This is a genomic window from Pectobacterium polaris (genome assembly GCF_002307355.1).
GTDB lineage: Bacteria > Pseudomonadota > Gammaproteobacteria > Enterobacterales > Enterobacteriaceae > Pectobacterium > Pectobacterium polare.
Window position 1 is genome coordinate 3802063 of sequence record NZ_CP017481.1, and the last position, 18656, is coordinate 3820718.

Here is an 18656-nt window from a genome sequence, read left to right on the forward strand (position 1 = left end):
TTTAAGTGAGGTTATATTTTGTAATGAATCACGTTATCTCATCATGAACAAAGCGTTTACGGGTGGATATCAGGATTATCTCCTTCTGCCCGCATCGCCTTAAAAAAGCAATGAGCAACCTGAACCATTACCGCTATCCGCTGATTCATTGTCGTGGGTATGCCTCATGTTAAATCAGTATTCGGACACAGCATATCAAGGACTGCTTTATGCGTAATAACACCCCTGTAACCGACCGCCAACTCCCTCTTTCTGAAAAAACCAGACTCATGTCTGTCACCACGCCAGAAAGTCATATTACCTACGCGAACAAAGATTTTATTGATGTCAGTGGCTATACCACTGATGAGCTGATGGGGCAGCCCCATAATCTTATCCGACACCCGGATATGCCACCAGCCGCCTTCGCGGATATGTGGAAAACGCTGCGCGCAGGCAATATCTGGACGGGAATTGTGAAAAATCGGTGCAAAAATGGCGACCATTACTGGGTAAAATCCAGCACCACGCCGCTGAGAAAAGGCGGTGAAATTGCTGGTTATATGTCTGTGCGGACCGTTGCCTCACCCGAAGAAATTCGTCAAGCCGAGGCGCTCTATGCCAGTGCAAACGAAGGTAAACTGAAATATCGCACCTTCCATCATGGCCTGCTTATTTATACTGGGCCATTGCGCATCCTGAGTCTTTTTAAAACCATGCCGCTACGCTGGCGCATCCGCAGCTATTTTCTGCTCTTTAGCCTGCTTCCGCTCATCGCCGCCTATTCCCTGCTGGCGGGAACCGCATTGGCTTCCGTACTCTTCCCGCTGCTGATCGCCTGCTGTTTTGCCAGTGGTGAGCTTCTGGTACATCATGTTGCCCGTCCTATCGAGCAAATTCTGGCTCAGGCTATGCGTTCCGCCGCCGGACAGGCAGACAACCTGACGCAGCTTAATCGCGTGGATGAAATTGGCATGTTAATGCGCGCGGTAAATCAGTCCGGTATGAATTTCCGTACCTTCGTGGACGATGTGAACACCAATCTGAGCGAGCTGAAAAACGCCTGTAATGAGATCGCGCAAGGTAACCATACGTTGGCACAGTGTTGCGAGGAAACGGAAGAAAGCCTGCAACAAACTGCCGCCTCCGTGGAACAGCTGACTGCAACAATAAAAAGTAATGCGGAAGCTTCGCTTCAGGCCTCACTCTATACGCAGGATGTGAATCAGGCGGTGAACTCTGGTGAGCAGGCTGTCAGCCAGGTCTCCGATACGATGGAGACGATCACCCGTTCCAGCGAACGGATTACGGATATCGTCAGCGTGATGGATAATCTCGCGTTCCAGACCAATATTCTGGCCGTGAACGCCGCTGTTGAAGCCGCTCATGCTGGAGAACAGGGTAAGAGCTTTGCGGTGGTCGCCAGTGAAGTGCGTTCGTTGGCACAGCGTAGCGCCTCTTCTTCCAGCGATATCTCGACCATCATTGACGAAACGCTGAATAGTATTCGTACTGGTGAACAGCAGGTTTCGCACACGCATAAATCGATGAGCAATATTCTGTTGCAGGTTCAACACGTCACCAATTTGATGAATGAGATCAGCCTCGCAACGCAGGAACAATCTCAGGGGCTAGATCAAATTAATGAAGCGGTAAACCGCATCGATGAACTCACGCATCAGAATACCGCGTTAGCCAGTCAGTCGCATTCGGCCACCGATCACCTGCAACAGCAGATATCAAGCATGGTGCAGGCCGCCTCTGTCTTCAGCCTTTCTCGCTAGCTAATCTCATCTTCACGGGCGCTCACATCAGGGCGTCCGTCGCCCTGCTTCTTCATCATTTTTCCCTTTCTTTAACATGCGTTGGCCACAGTGCAAATTCGCAGAGTCATAATATACTTAACAAATGAATGCTTTTGGTCATCGGCGCGTGCTCTGGTAGCGAGTTGGGTTAGGCAACGATTTTTCTAAACAAAAATAACGATTTCCTAAAGAAAAAATAACGGGCGAAACTAGTAAGAATATATAAGTCTACTCGCTAAGTATTTCGTGAAGATTGCCGTTAATTAAATAGCACCCATCGCTTTCCGTTAGTTAATGGATCTAAAAAAATTACGTTTATGCTTGCTTATACTAAAAGGATCAATAAATGCGTAAGAATTTTCCGGTCAGTGATATTCAGTATTTATTAGATGAAAAAGCCAAACTGATGTCGGTTACCACCACCGATAGCCATATCACTTATGCCAATGACGATTTTATTGATGCCAGTGGTTACGACTTTGAGGAAATCCTCCACCAACCTCACAATATCGTGCGCCACCCAGACATGCCCCCGCAGGCGTTTGCCGACATGTGGGCGACGCTGAAGGCAGGTAAAATCTGGACGGCCGTCGTAAAAAACCGCCGCAAGAATGGCGATTATTACTGGGTAAAAGCCAGTACGACACCGCTAATGAAAGAAGGAAAAATAACAGGATATATGTCGGTACGAACCCGAGTTTCACAGGAAGAAATTCGGCAAACTGAAGCGCTTTACCATCAAATGAATGAGAATAAATTAAAGAACCGCCGACTCTTTCAGGGATTGCTGATTTATAAAGGGCCGCTAAAACTTCTTAGCTTATTTAACGTTATTCCCGTACGTTGGCGGATAAGAAGCTACGTATTCCTTTTCATGCTATTCGCACTACTTTTCTTACTGGCTACTCTTCCACTCACCACACCGCTATTAATTTTTGTTTTGGCGCTACTCGCTGGCGCGGTAATAACCAGTGAATTATTAGTCCAGCACTTGGCAAAACCACTGGAAAAGATTCTACGCCAGGCCATTAATTCCGCATCCGGGCAGGCAGATAACTCGTTTCAACTTAATCGCGTGGATGAAGTTGGCATGTTATTACGCGCCGTCAATCAATCCGGCATGAATTTCCGCACGTTTGTCGATGATGTCAACGGCAAGCTGGCCGAGCTGCGCCACGCCTGCGGCGAAATTGCTTCCGGGAATTACACGCTAAGCCAGCGCTGTGAAGATACCGCGCAAAGTTTGCAATCTACCGCGTCATCAATGGAAGAACTGACAGCGACGATCCAAAGCAACGCCTCAGCCTCTCAGCTGGCGACACGCTGTGCGAACGATGCCAATCAGGCCGTCGATGCGGGTGAGAAAGCGGTTAACCAGGTCACGGACACCATGGCGGTCATGACCCGTTCCAGCAAAGAGATCACCGACATCATCAGCGTGCTGGATAATCTGGCGTTCCAGACCAACATTCTGGCGCTCAATGCGGCAGTAGAAGCCGCTCACGCCGGAGAACAAGGCAAAAGTTTCGCCGTAGTTGCGGGGGAAGTCCGCATTCTGGCACAGCGTAGCGCCGCTGCCGCCAAAGACATCGCGGCAATTATCGACACCACAATCGCGAACATTCACACCAGCGATAAATTGGTCAGCCACACCAGCCAGTCGATGCACAACATATTGACTCAGGTGCAGCAGGTGACGCAGCTTGTGAATCAAATCAGCCTAGCGACACAAGAGCAATCGCAAGGGCTGGGGCAGATTAACTCGGCGGTGAACAACATTGATGAATTGACGCGACAGAATACCATTTTGGCGACACATTCCAGTTCTGCTATTAACAGCCTGGAACAGCAGATCTCCACGATGTCCGAAGCCGTGTCGGTTTTCAGTACGTCTCGCTAAAATCGGTCTTACGCTATTATTGCCTCTCAATTTCAAACCGTTACTGTCAGTCAGGTAACGGTTTGTCACCGCCCGATTTTCTGATAGCTTAACCTAAGGATTTTTCGGAGAAACTATCAATGAAACTGGCAATTTACAGCACTAAGCAGTATGACCGTAAATATCTGGAGCAGGTCAATCAGCAGTTTGGCTATGAGCTGGAGTTTTTCGATTTCATGCTGACATCGCGCACCGCGAAAACCGCCGCGGGCTGTCAAGCCGTCTGCATCTTTGTGAACGATGACGGTAGCCGCGAGGTATTGACCGAACTGGCTGCGTTGGGCATTAAAACGCTAGCGCTACGCTGTGCGGGCTTTAACAATGTCGATTTGGAAGCCGCTAAGGAACTGGGTATTCGTGTGGTGCGCGTTCCCGCGTATTCCCCTGAAGCTGTCGCCGAACACGCCGTCGGCCTGATGCTGACGCTTAACCGCCGCATTCACCGCGCCTATCAGCGTACTCGCGACGCGAACTTCTCTCTGGAAGGGCTGATTGGCTTCAATATGCACAACCGGACAGCGGGCATTATCGGCACCGGAAAAATCGGTATCGCCACGATGCGCATCCTGAAAGGCTTTGGCATGCGACTGCTGGCTTTCGATCCCTACCCGAACCCGCAGGCCTTGGAATTAGGGGCGGAGTACGTCGATCTCAAAACGCTGTACGCCAACGCGGACGTCATCTCCCTGCACTGTCCGCTGACGCCGGAGAATCATCATCTGCTGAATCAGGCGGCCTTTGCACAAATGAAAAACGGCGTGATGATCGTCAATACCAGCCGTGGTGGACTGATCGACTCACAGGCCGCTATCGACGCGTTGAAGCAGCAGAAAATTGGCGCGCTGGGTATGGACGTTTATGAAAACGAGCGAGATCTCTTCTTTGCCGATAAATCCAACGATGTGATTCAGGACGATATTTTCCGCCGCTTATCCGCGTGCCACAACGTACTGTTTACCGGACATCAGGCGTTCCTGACAGAAGAGGCGCTGATCAGCATTTCCCAAACCACGCTACAGAACTTGAAAGACATCAGCCAGAACGCACCTTGCGCAAATCTGGTTGCATCTTAAGTTTTCCTGCGGCAGTGCAGACTGCCGCAACACTCACCCTGCCGGACAACTTCCATTCATCAGCGATTGTTCACTACAACGCTTACCGTTGGCTAACTGACAGGCTCCCACGCTCGCACCATCAAGCTGCCGGGAAATCGCCATCGTCCCACCAATCAGCGTACAGTTGACGTCAACCGGCGAACTGCTTTTCAGCAACACCACGGTGCTTGTGTCATCATTTTGCGTGACGTTTTGCTGGGTAGCGGCAGCATTCTCACTATGATTACTGCATCCCGCCAGCAGAAGCGCAGCGGCAGTACATAGCCATGGCAATAATTTCATGTTTTGGCCTCGGATCGAGTAGAGCGAAGGTTCTGACACCACGTTTGGCATCAACACCCATCGAATAGACTTTTCAGACAAAGACTATATCTACCACACCGCACTTCGGCAACCGCCATAGTGTGGTAAACCGCAAGTTACTCATCTGACATCCACATCATAAGAGAGGCGACAAAGAATCGGCACCACGAATAAAATCCCGCGCTTTATTCATTTCTGGTGACCTCCCAGATGTTTGCTTTTAGACTCTGTAGTCACACAACACGCTTATTTTCACAAAAAAACCACCGAAGGTGGCCGATACTGATTTTATGGTATAAAAAACCGGAGCAGCTTTTTAAGGCATATTCCGGTGTTTTCGAGAATTCAGCGAGTATTAATTAAGAGCGAAAGTAACAGACCTTCGATTAGAAACCGTATTTTTTATCAGTCACAAACTTTGGAGCCACCCAATTAGGTCCTTTTACGACTGTGCCATTCTTGTCTTCAAGAATGCCCTTGTGGAAAAGCTCATTGTATTTGGCGGAAAGTTCGCCGCTAGATATAACGTCGAAATTAGTATAAGTATAAAGTCTATCCAATTGCTTATAATCCGATGTTAATGCGAAAATCGTAAGAACATCTTCCAATGTTTCATTTTGGATAACTTCTATCATATTAGCCATTTTTCCCTCCTAACTAGATCGTAAAACCCAGCCTTAACCGTGAGATGAGTGAAGTAAACCCTCTCAGTTTTCCACAGCCGAAGCATCAAACCATCGCTATGTAGTGGGATAATTTCCCTCTAAGACGAACAAAAAGCAGCAACGCCCCCCTCACCCACAGGGTAATTCTGGAACACCGCTGTAAAACGATCTGGCATTCGTCGCCGTAATCCGTACCATACACGCCATGATCGTGCAGACCGTATTGGCGTCTGCGCTGAACCGTTTTCCATCCGCAACGCCTTTTGCAACGAGCACAGATAAAAATGTCAGAAAATCAACAAACTAACCAGAAACAACAATACAATTTGAACAAATTGCAAAAGCGCCTGCGGCGTAACGTCGGCGAAGCTATCGCTGATTTCAATATGATTGAAGAAGGCGACCGCATCATGGTGTGCCTGTCCGGCGGGAAAGATAGCTTCACCATGCTGGAAATTCTGCGCAATCTGCAACAGAGCGCGCCGATTAATTTTTCTCTGGTTGCGGTGAATCTGGATCAGAAGCAGCCGGGGTTCCCGGAGCACGTTCTGCCGCAGTACCTTGATAGCATCGGCGTGGAATACAAGATCGTCGAAGAAAATACCTACGGGATTGTGAAAGACAAAATTCCAGAAGGAAAAACCACCTGTTCACTGTGTTCACGCCTGCGCCGCGGCATTTTGTATCGTACCGCGACGGAGCTTGGCGCAACAAAAATTGCCCTTGGTCACCACCGTGACGATATTCTGCAAACGCTATTCCTGAACATGTTCTACGGCGGAAAACTGAAAGGCATGCCGCCGAAACTGATGAGCGACGACGGTAAGCATATCGTCATCCGCCCTCTTGCCTACTGCCGTGAAAAAGATATCGAACGCTTTGCTGAAGCTCGCCAATACCCGATTATTCCGTGCAACCTGTGCGGTTCGCAGCCAAATCTGCAACGTCAGGTGATTAAAGATATGCTGCGCGATTGGGACAAGCGTCACCCCGGCCGTATTGAGACCATGTTCAGCGCCATGCAGAATGTTGTGCCTTCTCATCTTGCCGATCATGCGCTGTTCGATTTTAAAGGCATTCGTCACGGTAGCGACGTGGTAGATGGTGGCGATCTCGCTTTTGATCGTGAAGAACTGCCGTTGCAGCCCGTTGGCTGGCAGCCGGAAGACGATGACGACGCGCCGTCAATGACACGCCTTGACGTGCTGGAAATAAAATAAGCGCGATATTCCTGTGAGGGAATGGCATTACCATAAAGAATAGAGACACGGTGGCAAGAAGCAGCGGTTGCTGTTTCACCACCGTGTTTTTTATTGCCATTTTCTGCCGCGTAGCGCGCCGCTATCGGTCTTGCGGTGGTTCAGTGACAGGTTCGTGTTCCGGCCCTGTCGGCGGCGGATCAGGAATGGGCGGTGGATCGGGGAGCGGACGAGGTATCGGATCGTTCGGTATAATGGGAATCGGTTCAACCGGAACCGTGTCAGCTTGCAGATAATCCGTTGCGTCTTGAGTGAGCATATTTTCCTCCTCGGTGTTGGATAATGTTGAGGCAAATCCAGCTACTGAAGCAGTACAGACATGCGTTACGGCTGGTCAAATAGCACCAGCGGTTCCCTTTAAGCATAGTAAGCTAATGAATAAAATGCCAAAGGCATTTTATAACGTCGTCTGCGGGATGACGGAAAAGGTCAGGATCGAGGGATAAAAAAATGCCGACAAAACTGTCGGCATGGTGTGAATCAATTGTGCTATGCAGTAATTCAAAAAAGGAAGTAAGACAATATGGAGCGCAACGCCCATCGCTTGACGTTGCATTCACCTGCGGGAATGATAGTGCCGCACAACAGGGTAAAAAATGTTGATATTGCTCAATTTACGCGTGGTTTTTTAGCCGTTCGCGACAGTTTGTGATTATCTGCGCACCCGCTCGCCGCAAGTCGTTATAGCCATTTACTGCGTTTTAACCACCATGCAACGCCGCCCACCAATATCACCAACATCAGGCAGAACGTGAAAAAACCAAACGGCGCATCACCGCCGGGAATTCCCCCTAAGTTGACGCCAAATAAGCCGGTTAAGAACGTCGTCGGCAGGAAAACCATCGCCAAAAGCGACATCGTATAGGTACGGCGGTTCATCGCTTCAGTCATCAACGCAGTAATTTCATCCGACAGTACCGTGGTGCGCGCAATACTGGCGTCCAGATCCTCCAGCCCGCGCCCTAATCGATCGGCAATTTCCTGCATTCTGCGGCGATCGTCATCCTGCATCCAGGGCAGTTTCTCGCCGGAAATACGCGAGAAGACATCGCGCTGTGGCGTCATATAGCGGCGTAACACGATAAGCTGTTTGCGAATCAGCGCCAGCTCGCCGCGCGGTGGAATCTTTTGCTCCAGCAAATCCTCTTCCAGATCGATGATTTTCTCATGCAAATCATCAATAAATTCGCTGGTATGATCGGTCAACGATTCCGCAATGGAAACCAGCCAGCTTCCGCTGTCCGTCGGGCCATTGCCTTCCTTCAGATCGGTAAGAATCTCGTCGATAGCCAGAACTTTACGGCGTCGAGTGGAAATAATCAGTTTATCGGTAATAAACACCCGAACGGCCACAAGCTGATCCGGTCGCGCATTGGCATTCAGGTTAATGCTGCGCAGCGTGATCAACGTACCTTCCCCTAAGCGCGTGACTCTGGGGCGGGCGCTTTCCCCCGCCAGTGCATTGCGTACGCTATCCGGCACCAGCGTCGTTTTATTCAACCAGCGCACGCTGGCAGGCAAGGTAGAATCCAGGTGTAGCCAGCAGGGTTTCTCGCTGTTAACCACATCCTGCTCGCCAATCGGGGTCACGCCCCCCTTTCCATCCAACTGATACGCATGAACCGCACCGCTGTGTTGCAACTCTTTTCCTGCCAAGGATTCCACGTCTTGCCTCCAACGGTTTTGCTATCACTTTTTGCTATCAGCGTTGCTCTCTGCCAGCCGGAGCGACCATCACGATCGCTCCGGCTTTATCGCCACATCATTCGATGTATTAATACAGTACTTAATGCTTTTCGATGTAAAGCATGTGGCTGTACGCCACGTCTTCAGGGTTAGTAATCGGGTAGCCCTTCACCCACGGTTTGATCAAGCGTCCGTTGGTATATTGATAGATCGGCGCAATCGGTGCTTCATCCACCAAGATCTGCTCTGCCCGGTTGTAGTCCGCATTCAGTGCCTGCGGGTTAGTCTGATTACCCGCTTCATCTAGAACACGATCGTAATTCGCGTTTTTAAAGCGCGCGATATTCCCGCTGTGGTGCGAGGCAAGCAGTGAGAGGAATGTCGACGGTTCGTTGTAGTCACCGACCCAGGAGGCCCGCACGACGTCAAAATTACCGCTATTACGGCTGTCGATATAGGTTTGCCACTCTTGATTGGATAAACGCACGTCTACCCCCAGCGTTTTCTTCCACATGGAGGCCACGGCAATCGCGATCTTCTGGTGGCTTTCTGACGTGTTATACAGCAGCGATAATTTCAGCGGATTATTGGGGCCGTAGCCTGCTGCTGCCATCAGCGCTTTTGCCTGCGCATCCAGCTCATCCTGAGAATACTGCTGCAACAGACTTTCCGTCGGTTTGAAGCCCGCGGTGACGTCCGGCGTAAAGTGCCAGGCCGGTTTTTCCCCCGTGCCCAATACTTTTTCCGCAATAACTTTACGATCGATGGCGTAAGACAGCGCTTTTCGCACTCGTACGTCATTGGTCGGCGCACGCTGCGTGTTAAACGCGTAATAATAGGTGCCAAGCTGATCCGGCGTATAAACCTGGCCGGGCAAGTCTTTCAGCAGCTTCTGGTACAGGTTTTTAGGAAACGACTCGGTGATATCGATATCGCCGGACAGATAGCGCTTCGTCGCATTCGATTCCTGATTGATCGGAACAAAGGTCACCTTTGTCAGGCGCGTGTTAGCGTTATCCCAATAATATGGATTCTGCGTGAGCACCAGCTTCTCATTAACAACGCGCTGATCCAGCTTAAACGCGCCATTGCCAATCAGATTGCCTGGCTTCGTCCAGTCGTTCCCGAATTTTTCTATCGTAGCCTGATGCACCGGAAACAGGCTGAAATTCGCCGTCAGGCTGACAAAATAAGGCACGGGCTTGCTGAGCTGCACTTTCAGCGTGTGATCATTGACGGCCGTCACGCCAAGCTGATCGACGGGCAACTTGCCCGCGAGAATCTGTTCGGCGTTTTGAATCCCCGCCAGTCGGGCAAACCAGGCGAACGGCGAGCTGTTTTCAGGGGTGACCAGACGACGCCAGCTGTAGACAAAATCATTCGCCGTAACGGGTTCACCGTTAGACCAGCGGGCATTATCACGCAGGGTAAAGATAAACGTGCGGTTATCGGTCGTCTGCCAGCGCAGCGCTACGCCCGGGACCAGGTTCCCCTGCGCGTCCTGATTGACCAGCCCTTCAAACAGATCGCGTGCCACCTGAGCTTCCGGCAACCCCACCGCTTTTATCGGATCGAGGGAAGCCGGTTCATCTTTAATGTGGCGAACGATTTCTTGTTTCTCAGCCAGAACCGTTCCCGCCGGAACCTGCGCCGCAACGGCATTGCCCGTCATGGCCGCCATCAACGCGGCATAAAATGCAGAATATCCATAGTGCATGATGATTTGACCTGAAAGCGTAATGAATTGATTGAAGAATATAATAGTCAGAAATTAGCGCTATCATCCAGCGATACCCCCGCAATTTGTCAGCTTGCATCGCCGTTTGCGTCTCCGGGCCGATTTTTTTATGATGAAACGCATAGGTAACCACAGGGCGATAACATGGAAAACCCGATCATTCCTCTTCAGGCACGCCGGCAACGAGGCAATCTACCGTCGCTGGGCGAACCGTATGGGAAATCGCTGCTGGGCGCGCCGCTGCTGTATTTCCCAGCCGAATTAGCCCCTTCAGAGAGCGGGCTGATTATTGCCGGTACACACGGCGATGAAACCGCAGCAGTCGTGGCGCTGTCCTGCGCGCTGCGTACCCTCTTTTCAGGCCAGCGTCGCCATCATGTGATTCTTGCAGTGAACCCGGATGGCTGTCAGTTGGGGCTGCGCGCCAACGCCAACGGTGTCGATCTCAATCGCAATTTTCCGGCCAGTAACTGGCAGCCGGGGAAGACGGTCTATCGCTGGAATAGCGCCGCAGATGAACGCGATGTCGAGCTATCCACGGGCGAAACGGCAGGTTCAGAGCCGGAAACAAAAGCCCTTTGCACGCTGATTGAGAAACTTAATCCTCACTGGGTTGTCTCTTTTCATGAGCCACTCGCCTGTATTGAAGATCCACATCGTTCCGAACTGGGTCAATGGTTGGCGCAGCGGTGCGAACTGCCGTTAGTATCGAGTATCGGTTACGACACGCCTGGCTCTTTCGGAAGTTGGTGCGCCGATCGTTCGCTTCATTGCATTACCGCTGAGCTTCCGCCAATCTCGGCTGATGCCGCCAGCGAATGCTACCTAAAAGCGATGGTGGCGTTGCTAAGCCAGCAATTTTAATCGTAATTTTTATACCAATGTTGCTAATGTTGCCCTAAACTGAGCAGCGTGTTAATCACCTGTAATTAAGGACGCAAACATGTCACAGAACGTACATTTTCAAGGCAATCCTGTGCCAGTAGCAGGGTCATTCCCAGCCAAAGGAAGCAAAGCCCCAGCATTTACTCTGGTGGCTAAAGATCTGTCTGATACCCCGCTGAGCAACTATGCTGGCAAGCGAAAAATCCTGAACATTTTCCCAAGCATCGATACCGGTGTTTGTGCCGCGTCCGTGCGCAAATTCAACCAACTGGGTTCTGAACTGGATAACACCGTTGTTCTGTGTATTTCTTCCGATCTGCCGTTCGCGCAGTCCCGCTTTTGCGGCGCGGAAGGTCTGAACAACGTTGTTGTGCTGTCTACCCTGCGTGGCGGTGAGTTCAAAGAAAGCTATGGCGTTGCTATCGCCGATGGCGCGCTGAAAGGTCTGACCGCTCGCGCGGTTGTCGTACTGGATGAGAACGACAACGTGCTGCACAGCGAACTGGTGAACGAAATCACCACTGAACCAGACTACGACGCAGCACTGGCTGTTCTGAAATAAGCTAAGCTACGCTGAATTACATGAAAAACGGCTGCGCAAGCAGCCGTTTTGTTATTCTGACTTAGGATCAAGAAGGGTTAGCAATCCATTGATAACGAATCGGCCGATCCTGTTTGCTAATAACGCCTTCATCAACAGCCCGCTGTAACCAGACAGTAAGCTGCGATTTGTGTAGCGCAGTGAGACTGATGAGTTCATCCAGGCTTACCGCTTCTACCGCCAGCCGACTGAGTTCCTGTAAAAACAACGTGTAAAAATCAATGGGCTGATCCGACAGTGCTGTTTGCGGCTCCTCGCGTAAAACTAGGCTACCTTGCCTCCCCAGGGCAACGGACGTCGATACAGAGTTAACCTGCTCGAGTAATCCGGCAACACTCAAAGATCGCCAGTCCATATCACACCAGCGCCCCCCTGCAATAACCAGATCTGCGTTGCCCGCAGACTCTTCGTCTGTTGGCTTTACCCACAGCGGCACCCAGCCTTTCTTCAGGTTTTCCTGCGCGCCGCTGAACGTCCCCCCATTTTTACCTGAGTGAACGACCAAGGCACTTTCAGCAAGGCAATAAATGTATTTATTCCTCGCCATCGCATTGCCTGTACTGAAACCTGCTTCAGGGTGGAAAGGAGACACTAATACCGCCCGCCCTTCCATCAATCCTTTACGCCATTTCGTACTCGTACTCGCCTTAAGCAAACTATCGGCCATCACGCCGATGACAACGCCCCCCTGACTCATGGCACCCAGCATCGCGGTTTCATCCACGCCTCTGGCCCCACCAGAAACGATGGCAATATCGTCAGCAGCGGCCTGTATACCAACCTGATGTGTAAACGATAAATCCATAGCATTAGCATTACGCGAACCGACCACCGCCAGCCCACTGGTATTTAATAGCGTACGGTTACCACAGCCGAATAATACGGGGGGAGAATCACTTTTCAGCCGCTGCTTTAAACGTTTCGGATAATCATAATCTGAACGCGTAACGACCCATAATCCCGCCCTTTGCCACTTTTCAATTGCCAGAGCCAGACTATGTCCTCGGCCCAGCAGTTGAACAATCCGGGCAACGCTCACGCGTGAATCATGCCAACCGCTGAGCTGCGCGGTAGGGTCCGGCATAAGGAGATCCGCAGGGCTCAGTGATTTTTCTTTCAACCACAATGCAAAGCGCCCCCACTCCGTATTGGTGAGTGGCTTGAGGTCGTCAACACTTGCCTTGCTGAAATAACAGGTCAAAAGCAGTGTCGCTTGTGCCGTGGGGGATAAATTCATGCATCACTCACCGAAGCAGACGCGAGCGCGGCCGGATAAACACAGCCACTACCCGCTTGTTGTAATAAGGCAGCAATCACCGCCAACGTCCAGCCAGAATCAACAATATCATCAATCAACAACACCGCACCTTCTGGTATCGAGGGGATGACAGCAAACGCACCGTCCAGATTACGGCACTGGTGGAAGCGGTTTTGTTGACCTTTCTGTGGCTGGTTGTCACGTATTTTATGAATAGCATCCACAAACGGTAGGTTCAACCGTTCTGCCAGACGCCGAGCAAAGTCAGGTACCAATACAGGATGATTAAGTGAAGGCACACAGCAGACCCATTCAGGTCCGGGTTCGGGCTGCCAGCGTTGTTGAATCATCTCCGCCATCGCTGTAACCAATTCGTCACTAAAACGGCCTGCATATTTATTATCTGCCACTCTCCTTCCCCATCCCGCATCACCCCAGCGGGACAAGACACGTCCTTCTTGAGCACGCAAATTCTGCGCTAAATTCCCGCGAAAACCGTACTCAATAAAAGCATTAGCGGCGACCTGTATATTTGGCCGAATGATAGCTTCAGCCTGTTTGAGAAATGTTCCTGCGCGATGAATAAGCTCAGCATTAAGCGAAATAGCGACCACAGAACGTCCAAGGCAGGAAGTACACTGACCACACGGCGTCGTATCTCGGTCATCCAGTGCGTGGCGCAAAAATGTCATCTTGCAACTCGTCGCCGCCAGATATGCCTGCATCTCCTGCCATTCCCGTTCTCGTTGCCCGGTAAGATGAGCAATACGGGCACGATCCATCGCATAAGGGATAGGCGTCCTACGCCACTTCTGGTCAATTTTTATCACGGGTGCCGGGCTATCGACGCTGAGAAATTTCAAAACTTTCTCGATCTGCCCATAACGCAGGTTGGTTTGTTCTTCAATTTCTCGCAATGTCAGGCCATCCGCATTTGCAAGCGCCTGCATAATTTCAGTCACTTGCGTCTCCGCAGGAAAAGCCGATCCCCTGAAAAATTCGTGAATCTCTCTATCTTCAACACCAGACATCAGGATACCGACAGCTCGCTCGATACCGCGTCCGGCGCGCCCCACCTGCTGGTAATACGCAACAATCGATCCCGGCATCTGATAATGAATCACAAAACCCAGATCGGGTTTATCGTATCCCATGCCGAGCGCCGTCGTCGCCACGAGCACCTTAATCTGATTATTAAGCAACAATGATTCAAGGTGTTGCCGATATCCATCTGAATCAGTTTTCCCTGCCGACGTCATAAAATCGTCATGCGTTACACCGCTGTAATAAGCCCGCGCGACGATACCCGACTGATTGAGCCAGCGAGAAACCATCTCCGCATCGCGCTGCGTCAGCACATAAACAATTCCTGTCCCTTGTAGGGTTGGAATCGCCTGTACCAGCCATGCCAGACGCGATGATTGGTCAGGTAATCTCATCGTCTGTAACGACAGGCTTTCACGAATGAGTGAGCCACGCTGAATGCGAATGTTACCTAGTTGAGCCTGAATATCCTCAACCACGCGATTATTGGCGGTGGCCGTCGTACCCAGCACGGGGGTATTAGCGGGCAATTGACGAAGAATATTCACAATGCGCCGATAGTCTGGCCGGAAATCATGTCCCCAATCCGAAATGCAGTGTGCTTCGTCAATCACCATCAGGGCAATACGGTCGGCAATGGGCTGCAATACCGTGTCAACAAATGAATCATTCGCCAGACGCTCAGGTGAAATCAATAAACAATCAACCTGATTGCTGATGATACGTTGCGCAACGCTATTCCAATCATCTCTATTGGTCGAGTTCAGCGTTTCCGCCACAATGCCTAATCGCCCAGCAGAATCTATCTGGTTGCGCATCAGCGCCAACAGAGGCGACACAATAATAGTGGGCCCCATGCCACGATCGCGGAAAATTTTCGTACTGATGAAATAGACCGAACTCTTTCCCCAGCCAGTTCGCTGTACTACCAGTAATTTCTGCTGGCGGTTAACCAGCGCGTCAATCGCTTCCCACTGCCCGTCACGAAACTGTGCGGCGGGGTCAGCGAGTGCAGTCTGTAGCAGTTGTCGAGCCTGTTCTTGATCCATAATCACTCCGTTGATTAATCAAGTCCCGCAGCATACATACCCATCGCCGCGATTATTCCTCGTCGTCCCCCGCCGGTTTGCGTTGGCTGAGTCCATATTCCCGCAGTTTGTTGGCTATCGCCGTGTGCGATACGCCTAACCGTTTCGCCAGTTTGCGTGTACTTGGATAAGATTGATAAAGGCGGGTCAGCACGGAACGCTCGAAGCGTTTGTTGATGTCATCCAGCGAGCCATCAAGCAGGGTTTCATCTTGCGGCGCATCAATCGAAAACGCTGGGAGATCGATATCCTGCATATGCAGTTCGTTACCTTCCAACTGCGTTAGTGCGCGATAAATGGTATTTCGTAACTGCCGAACGTTACCCGGCCAGCCGTACTGCGGCAGGAAATGCTCCACATCTGCGGCCAGTTTAGGCCGTGGAATCCCCTGTTCATCGGCAAAACGCGCCACGAAAAGCTCTGCCAGCGGCATAATATCCGCCGGACGCTCGCGCAACGGCGGTAACATCAGCGAGAGCACATTGAGACGATAATAAAGATCCTCCCGGAACTCGCCGCGCTGCACCAGCTCCAACAGGTTTTTCTTGGTCGCGCAAATCACCCGCACGTCCACATGGACTTCGTGATCTTCACCGACGCGACGGAATGTCCCATCATTCAGGAAACGCAGCAGTTTAGTCTGCATCTGCGCCGACATTTCACCGACTTCATCCAGCAGAACCGAACCACCGTTCGCCTGTTCGAAGAAGCCTTTCTTGCCTTCCTGCGCATTGAGATACGCGCCGGGCGCATGGCCGAATAGCTCGCTCTCCATCACGTCATCGGGTAACGCCGCGCAGTTCAGCGCCAGGAACGGGTTCTTGCCGCGCGGCCCGCGCAGGTGGCAGGCGCGCGCCAGCATATCTTTGCCCGTCCCCGTGTCGCCCACGATCAGCAACGGCGCGTCCAGCATCGCTAATTTGCGCGCCTGCTCAACCACCTGACGCATTTTCGGGCTAACGGCCACGATGTGATCGAACTCATTTTCATCATTCACGGCGAGATTCTGCAACTGGCGGCCCATGCGAGCGGCCGATTTCAGCATCACCAATGCGCCCGCCGTTGCCACTTTACCGGCATCATCTTCCAGACGGACCGGCGTCATTTCCAGCAAGAAATCCTGGCCGCGAATCACCACACGCTCTGCGACGACAGCGCTGTTCTTTTCCAGCCAACTGGCGAAATTGAAACCGGGGATCATGCTGCCAATCGTCAATTCGCTGATGGTCTCTGACGATTGTTCAAACAGCGCCAGCGCGGCGGGGTTAAACAGCTCCAGCTTTCCTTTCATATCCAGCGAAAATACCGGTTCAGGCATCGATTCCAGCAGCGCATTCAACGCCCGATGCTCGCGCTCAGACGGCATGAACGCCACAGTACGCACATCGCTGACGCTTTCAATACGGCGGATTTCCGTCATCAGCAGACGGAAATCATCAAAATCGAGGGTGGCAAAGTTGAGGTAGATACGACCAATAGACGCAATTTCAATGCCGCGTAAATCAATATTGCGTGACGCAAGTAGATCTAACAGTTCACGGACCATACCAATGCGGTCTTCACAAATCACTTCCAGATGCATCAACGGCTACCTTCTTCAAGAGACACGACATGGCTATTGCTACTGATAATACCCTTTCGTTTGCACAGGATGAAGTAAGGTGGCAGCAAAAGTTGACACATCTGTACGTTTTTTCCACGTCAATGACGAAACGGGGTTAAGACAGCGGTGTCGTTGCCATCGCCACAATGGTTCGAATGCCTTCCAGATAGTTACCGAGGCGTAAATTCTCATCAAAACTATGCTGATTATTATCGGCATTCACCAGAGGAACGATGACGTAAGGCACTTTCAATACGCTGACCGCGCCGCTCATCGGCAGCGTCCCGCCCATCATACGATTCTTCTCCGGTGCGATGCCGCGTGGTGCGGTTGTAGTCGCCACTGCCCAGTGCCCCAGTGGGGAATCGATCTCAGTTCTGGCCGCATAGGCGCTGCTCGGATAGGCCGTCAGGCTAAGGGAAATCAGATGCGGATACTGCTCGCGTTCGGCCTGCGTAGGCGTTTCACCGGCAATGATATGAAAGCCTTTGCTGGCGATATACTGGCGTAACAGCGCATACATATCATCCGGCGGCGTCTCGGGCACGGTGCGAATATTCACGCTGGCCGTCGCGGTTGACGGAATGGCGTTCGAGGCTTTTTTGCCCGTGTCGCCCGCTTTAATGCCGAGAATATCCAGCGAAGGATATTGCACCGCCTCTGCCGCATTGCTGGCAACCTTCTCTAACTGAGCAACACCAAAGCGTTTCTCCAGCGCGCCAGCGGGTGGCGCGGTCTCTGCGACTTGTTTTTTATCGCTCTCGCTAAGCGTGACTCGGTCATAGTAACCGGGGATCGTGACCTTACCGTCTGCATCTTTCATGCTGGCCAACAGCGTAGCCAGATTTTGCACCGGATTGGGAATGACATTGCCATAACCGCCGCTGTGCGCCGCCGCGTTCGCACCGAAAACCGTCATATCGATCTGGATTGACCCACGATTGCCAAAGTTGATGCCAGGGTGATTGCTGGATGGCATTGCGCCGTCATAAATCACCATGCCGTCACTTTTCAGTAGCGTCAGATTGTCGGCCATCACCGTCGTCAGGCCGGGCGAGCCTTTTTCCTCTTCGGAATCCAGCAGCACTTTGATATTGACCGCAGGTTCAACGCCTTTATCTTTCATTGCGTCCATAGCGGCGAGAAACATCACGATCGGCCCTTTATCATCGGCCGATGCTCGGGCAAAGAGGCGCCATTCTGGATTGATATCCCCTTTCAGAAGACGTGACTCAGGCAGCGTCTGCCATTTGCCCGCAGCGTCTTTTTCTTTCAGCACGGGCTGCCACGGCGGCGTTTGCCATTCGGCCGGATTCACAGGCTGTCCGTCAAAATGCATGTAGAACAAGATGGTTTTACGATCGGCTTTTGGCGTGCCCAGCTCAGCATAAACAAGCGGCTTATCACCATTTGCAAGCTTTTTCGTGGTGAAACCGCGCTTCTGAAAAGCCTTTTCCAGCCAGTCGGCATTGCGCTGGATATCCGCAGGCACAGCGGCATCATTTGGCAACATGAGTAATTCGAGATATTCAGGGAAGCTGTGTTGCGCGTAACGTTCAGCATCGGCGGGTGCCAGTACCAGCTGTGCGCTGGCAGGTAAGCAGAGAATGGCTGCCGACAGCGACAGGGCCGCCAGCGTCAATTTTTTACCGGGAATCATAAAAACGTCCTGTTATACAGAAATGAGG

15 protein-coding genes are annotated in these 18656 nt (G+C 51.5%); 6 read left to right on the top strand and 9 right to left on the bottom strand.

The window, feature by feature from the left end; translation table 11 throughout:
• Positions 1 to 209 precede the first annotated feature (209 nt).
• From BJJ97_RS17055 to BJJ97_RS17065, 3 genes are all read left to right on the top strand, one after another.
• Positions 210 to 1763, top strand: coding sequence for a methyl-accepting chemotaxis protein (locus BJJ97_RS17055; protein ID WP_095994729.1), 1554 nt, complete (start codon positions 210 to 212; stop codon positions 1761 to 1763).
• Between the two features lie 367 nt (positions 1764 to 2130).
• Positions 2131 to 3684 (top strand): methyl-accepting chemotaxis protein, encoded by a 1554-nt coding sequence (locus BJJ97_RS17060; protein ID WP_095994730.1) that lies wholly within the window; start codon positions 2131 to 2133, stop codon positions 3682 to 3684.
• 119 nt (positions 3685 to 3803) lie between these two features.
• Complete coding sequence (locus BJJ97_RS17065; RefSeq protein WP_095994731.1) at positions 3804 to 4796, top strand: 2-hydroxyacid dehydrogenase; 993 nt, start codon at positions 3804 to 3806, stop codon at positions 4794 to 4796.
• Between the two features lie 33 nt (positions 4797 to 4829).
• Here BJJ97_RS17065 and BJJ97_RS17070 read toward each other — a convergent pair whose 3' ends face one another.
• Together BJJ97_RS17070 and BJJ97_RS17075 are read right to left on the bottom strand one after the other, a co-directional pair.
• Positions 4830 to 5120: a putative hemolysin gene (locus tag BJJ97_RS17070; RefSeq protein WP_095995392.1), complete on the bottom strand. Its 291-nt coding sequence runs from the start codon at positions 5118 to 5120 to the stop codon at positions 4830 to 4832.
• A 407-nt stretch (positions 5121 to 5527) separates the two neighbouring features.
• Positions 5528 to 5785 carry an immunity protein gene (locus tag BJJ97_RS17075; RefSeq protein WP_095994732.1) on the bottom strand — a complete coding sequence of 86 codons (258 nt, stop codon included), beginning with the start codon at positions 5783 to 5785 and terminating at the stop codon, positions 5528 to 5530.
• Between the two features lie 305 nt (positions 5786 to 6090).
• Between BJJ97_RS17075 and ttcA the strand changes: the two genes are divergently transcribed.
• A complete protein-coding gene (gene ttcA, locus BJJ97_RS17080; protein ID WP_095699655.1) occupies positions 6091 to 7026 on the top strand; it encodes a tRNA 2-thiocytidine(32) synthetase TtcA in 936 nt (311 codons plus the stop codon).
• 121 nt (positions 7027 to 7147) lie between these two features.
• On the opposite strand, the gene BJJ97_RS22165 is transcribed toward ttcA, so the two are convergent.
• The 3 genes from BJJ97_RS22165 to BJJ97_RS17090 form a co-directional block, all read right to left on the bottom strand.
• Positions 7148 to 7324, bottom strand: a complete 177-nt coding sequence (locus BJJ97_RS22165; protein WP_167385205.1) for a hypothetical protein — start codon at positions 7322 to 7324, stop codon at positions 7148 to 7150.
• A gap of 422 nt (positions 7325 to 7746) precedes the next feature.
• Entirely contained in the window at positions 7747 to 8730 is a 984-nt protein-coding gene (gene zntB, locus BJJ97_RS17085; protein ID WP_095994733.1) for a zinc transporter ZntB, read from the bottom strand.
• Between the two features lie 121 nt (positions 8731 to 8851).
• The gene (locus tag BJJ97_RS17090; protein ID WP_095994734.1) at positions 8852 to 10468 is read right to left on the bottom strand and encodes a peptide ABC transporter substrate-binding protein; all 1617 of its coding nucleotides are present in this window, start codon (positions 10466 to 10468) and stop codon (positions 8852 to 8854) included.
• A gap of 165 nt (positions 10469 to 10633) precedes the next feature.
• Here BJJ97_RS17090 and mpaA point away from each other — a divergent pair, with 165 nt between their 5' ends.
• Together mpaA and tpx are read left to right on the top strand one after the other, a co-directional pair.
• Positions 10634 to 11353, top strand: coding sequence for a murein tripeptide amidase MpaA (mpaA, locus tag BJJ97_RS17095; RefSeq protein WP_095994735.1), 720 nt, complete (start codon positions 10634 to 10636; stop codon positions 11351 to 11353).
• Positions 11354 to 11432: 79 nt separating this feature from the next.
• Positions 11433 to 11936, top strand: a complete 504-nt coding sequence (tpx, locus tag BJJ97_RS17100) for a thiol peroxidase (RefSeq protein WP_010276796.1) — start codon at positions 11433 to 11435, stop codon at positions 11934 to 11936.
• A 67-nt stretch (positions 11937 to 12003) separates the two neighbouring features.
• On the opposite strand, the gene BJJ97_RS17105 is transcribed toward tpx, so the two are convergent.
• The 4 genes from BJJ97_RS17105 to BJJ97_RS17120 form a co-directional block, all read right to left on the bottom strand.
• Complete coding sequence (locus BJJ97_RS17105; RefSeq protein WP_095994736.1) at positions 12004 to 13212, bottom strand: DNA-processing protein DprA; 1209 nt, start codon at positions 13210 to 13212, stop codon at positions 12004 to 12006.
• On the bottom strand, positions 13209 to 15326 hold the full coding sequence (locus BJJ97_RS17110) for a RecQ family ATP-dependent DNA helicase (protein ID WP_095994737.1): 2118 nt from the start codon (positions 15324 to 15326) through the stop codon (positions 13209 to 13211). Before BJJ97_RS17110 ends, BJJ97_RS17105 begins: the two co-directional genes overlap by 4 nt.
• 52 nt (positions 15327 to 15378) lie before the next feature.
• Positions 15379 to 16947 (bottom strand): transcriptional regulator TyrR, encoded by a 1569-nt coding sequence (tyrR, locus tag BJJ97_RS17115; protein WP_095994738.1) that lies wholly within the window; start codon positions 16945 to 16947, stop codon positions 15379 to 15381.
• 136 nt (positions 16948 to 17083) lie between these two features.
• A complete protein-coding gene (locus tag BJJ97_RS17120) occupies positions 17084 to 18628 on the bottom strand; it encodes a M20/M25/M40 family metallo-hydrolase (RefSeq protein WP_095994739.1) in 1545 nt (514 codons plus the stop codon).
• Positions 18629 to 18656: the final 28 nt, after the last annotated feature.

What these genes read in the sequence shown, in the direction of transcription:
- BJJ97_RS17070 (WP_095995392.1), bottom strand. Translation starts at nt 5,120, where the DNA reads ATGAAATTATTGCCATGGCTATGTACTGCCGCTGCGCTTCTGCTGGCG.
- mpaA (WP_095994735.1), top strand. Translation starts at nt 10,634, where the DNA reads ATGGAAAACCCGATCATTCCTCTTCAGGCACGCCGGCAACGAGGCAAT.
- BJJ97_RS17055 (WP_095994729.1), top strand. Translation starts at nt 210, where the DNA reads ATGCGTAATAACACCCCTGTAACCGACCGCCAACTCCCTCTTTCTGAA.
- BJJ97_RS17120 (WP_095994739.1), bottom strand. Translation starts at nt 18,628, where the DNA reads ATGATTCCCGGTAAAAAATTGACGCTGGCGGCCCTGTCGCTGTCGGCA.
- BJJ97_RS22165 (WP_167385205.1), bottom strand. Translation starts at nt 7,324, where the DNA reads ATGCTCACTCAAGACGCAACGGATTATCTGCAAGCTGACACGGTTCCG.
- BJJ97_RS17110 (WP_095994737.1), bottom strand. Translation starts at nt 15,326, where the DNA reads ATGGATCAAGAACAGGCTCGACAACTGCTACAGACTGCACTCGCTGAC.
- BJJ97_RS17065 (WP_095994731.1), top strand. Translation starts at nt 3,804, where the DNA reads ATGAAACTGGCAATTTACAGCACTAAGCAGTATGACCGTAAATATCTG.
- tpx (WP_010276796.1), top strand. Translation starts at nt 11,433, where the DNA reads ATGTCACAGAACGTACATTTTCAAGGCAATCCTGTGCCAGTAGCAGGG.
- tyrR (WP_095994738.1), bottom strand. Translation starts at nt 16,947, where the DNA reads ATGCATCTGGAAGTGATTTGTGAAGACCGCATTGGTATGGTCCGTGAA.
- BJJ97_RS17090 (WP_095994734.1), bottom strand. Translation starts at nt 10,468, where the DNA reads ATGCACTATGGATATTCTGCATTTTATGCCGCGTTGATGGCGGCCATG.
- ttcA (WP_095699655.1), top strand. Translation starts at nt 6,091, where the DNA reads ATGTCAGAAAATCAACAAACTAACCAGAAACAACAATACAATTTGAAC.
- BJJ97_RS17075 (WP_095994732.1), bottom strand. Translation starts at nt 5,785, where the DNA reads ATGGCTAATATGATAGAAGTTATCCAAAATGAAACATTGGAAGATGTT.
- BJJ97_RS17060 (WP_095994730.1), top strand. Translation starts at nt 2,131, where the DNA reads ATGCGTAAGAATTTTCCGGTCAGTGATATTCAGTATTTATTAGATGAA.
- BJJ97_RS17105 (WP_095994736.1), bottom strand. Translation starts at nt 13,212, where the DNA reads ATGAATTTATCCCCCACGGCACAAGCGACACTGCTTTTGACCTGTTAT.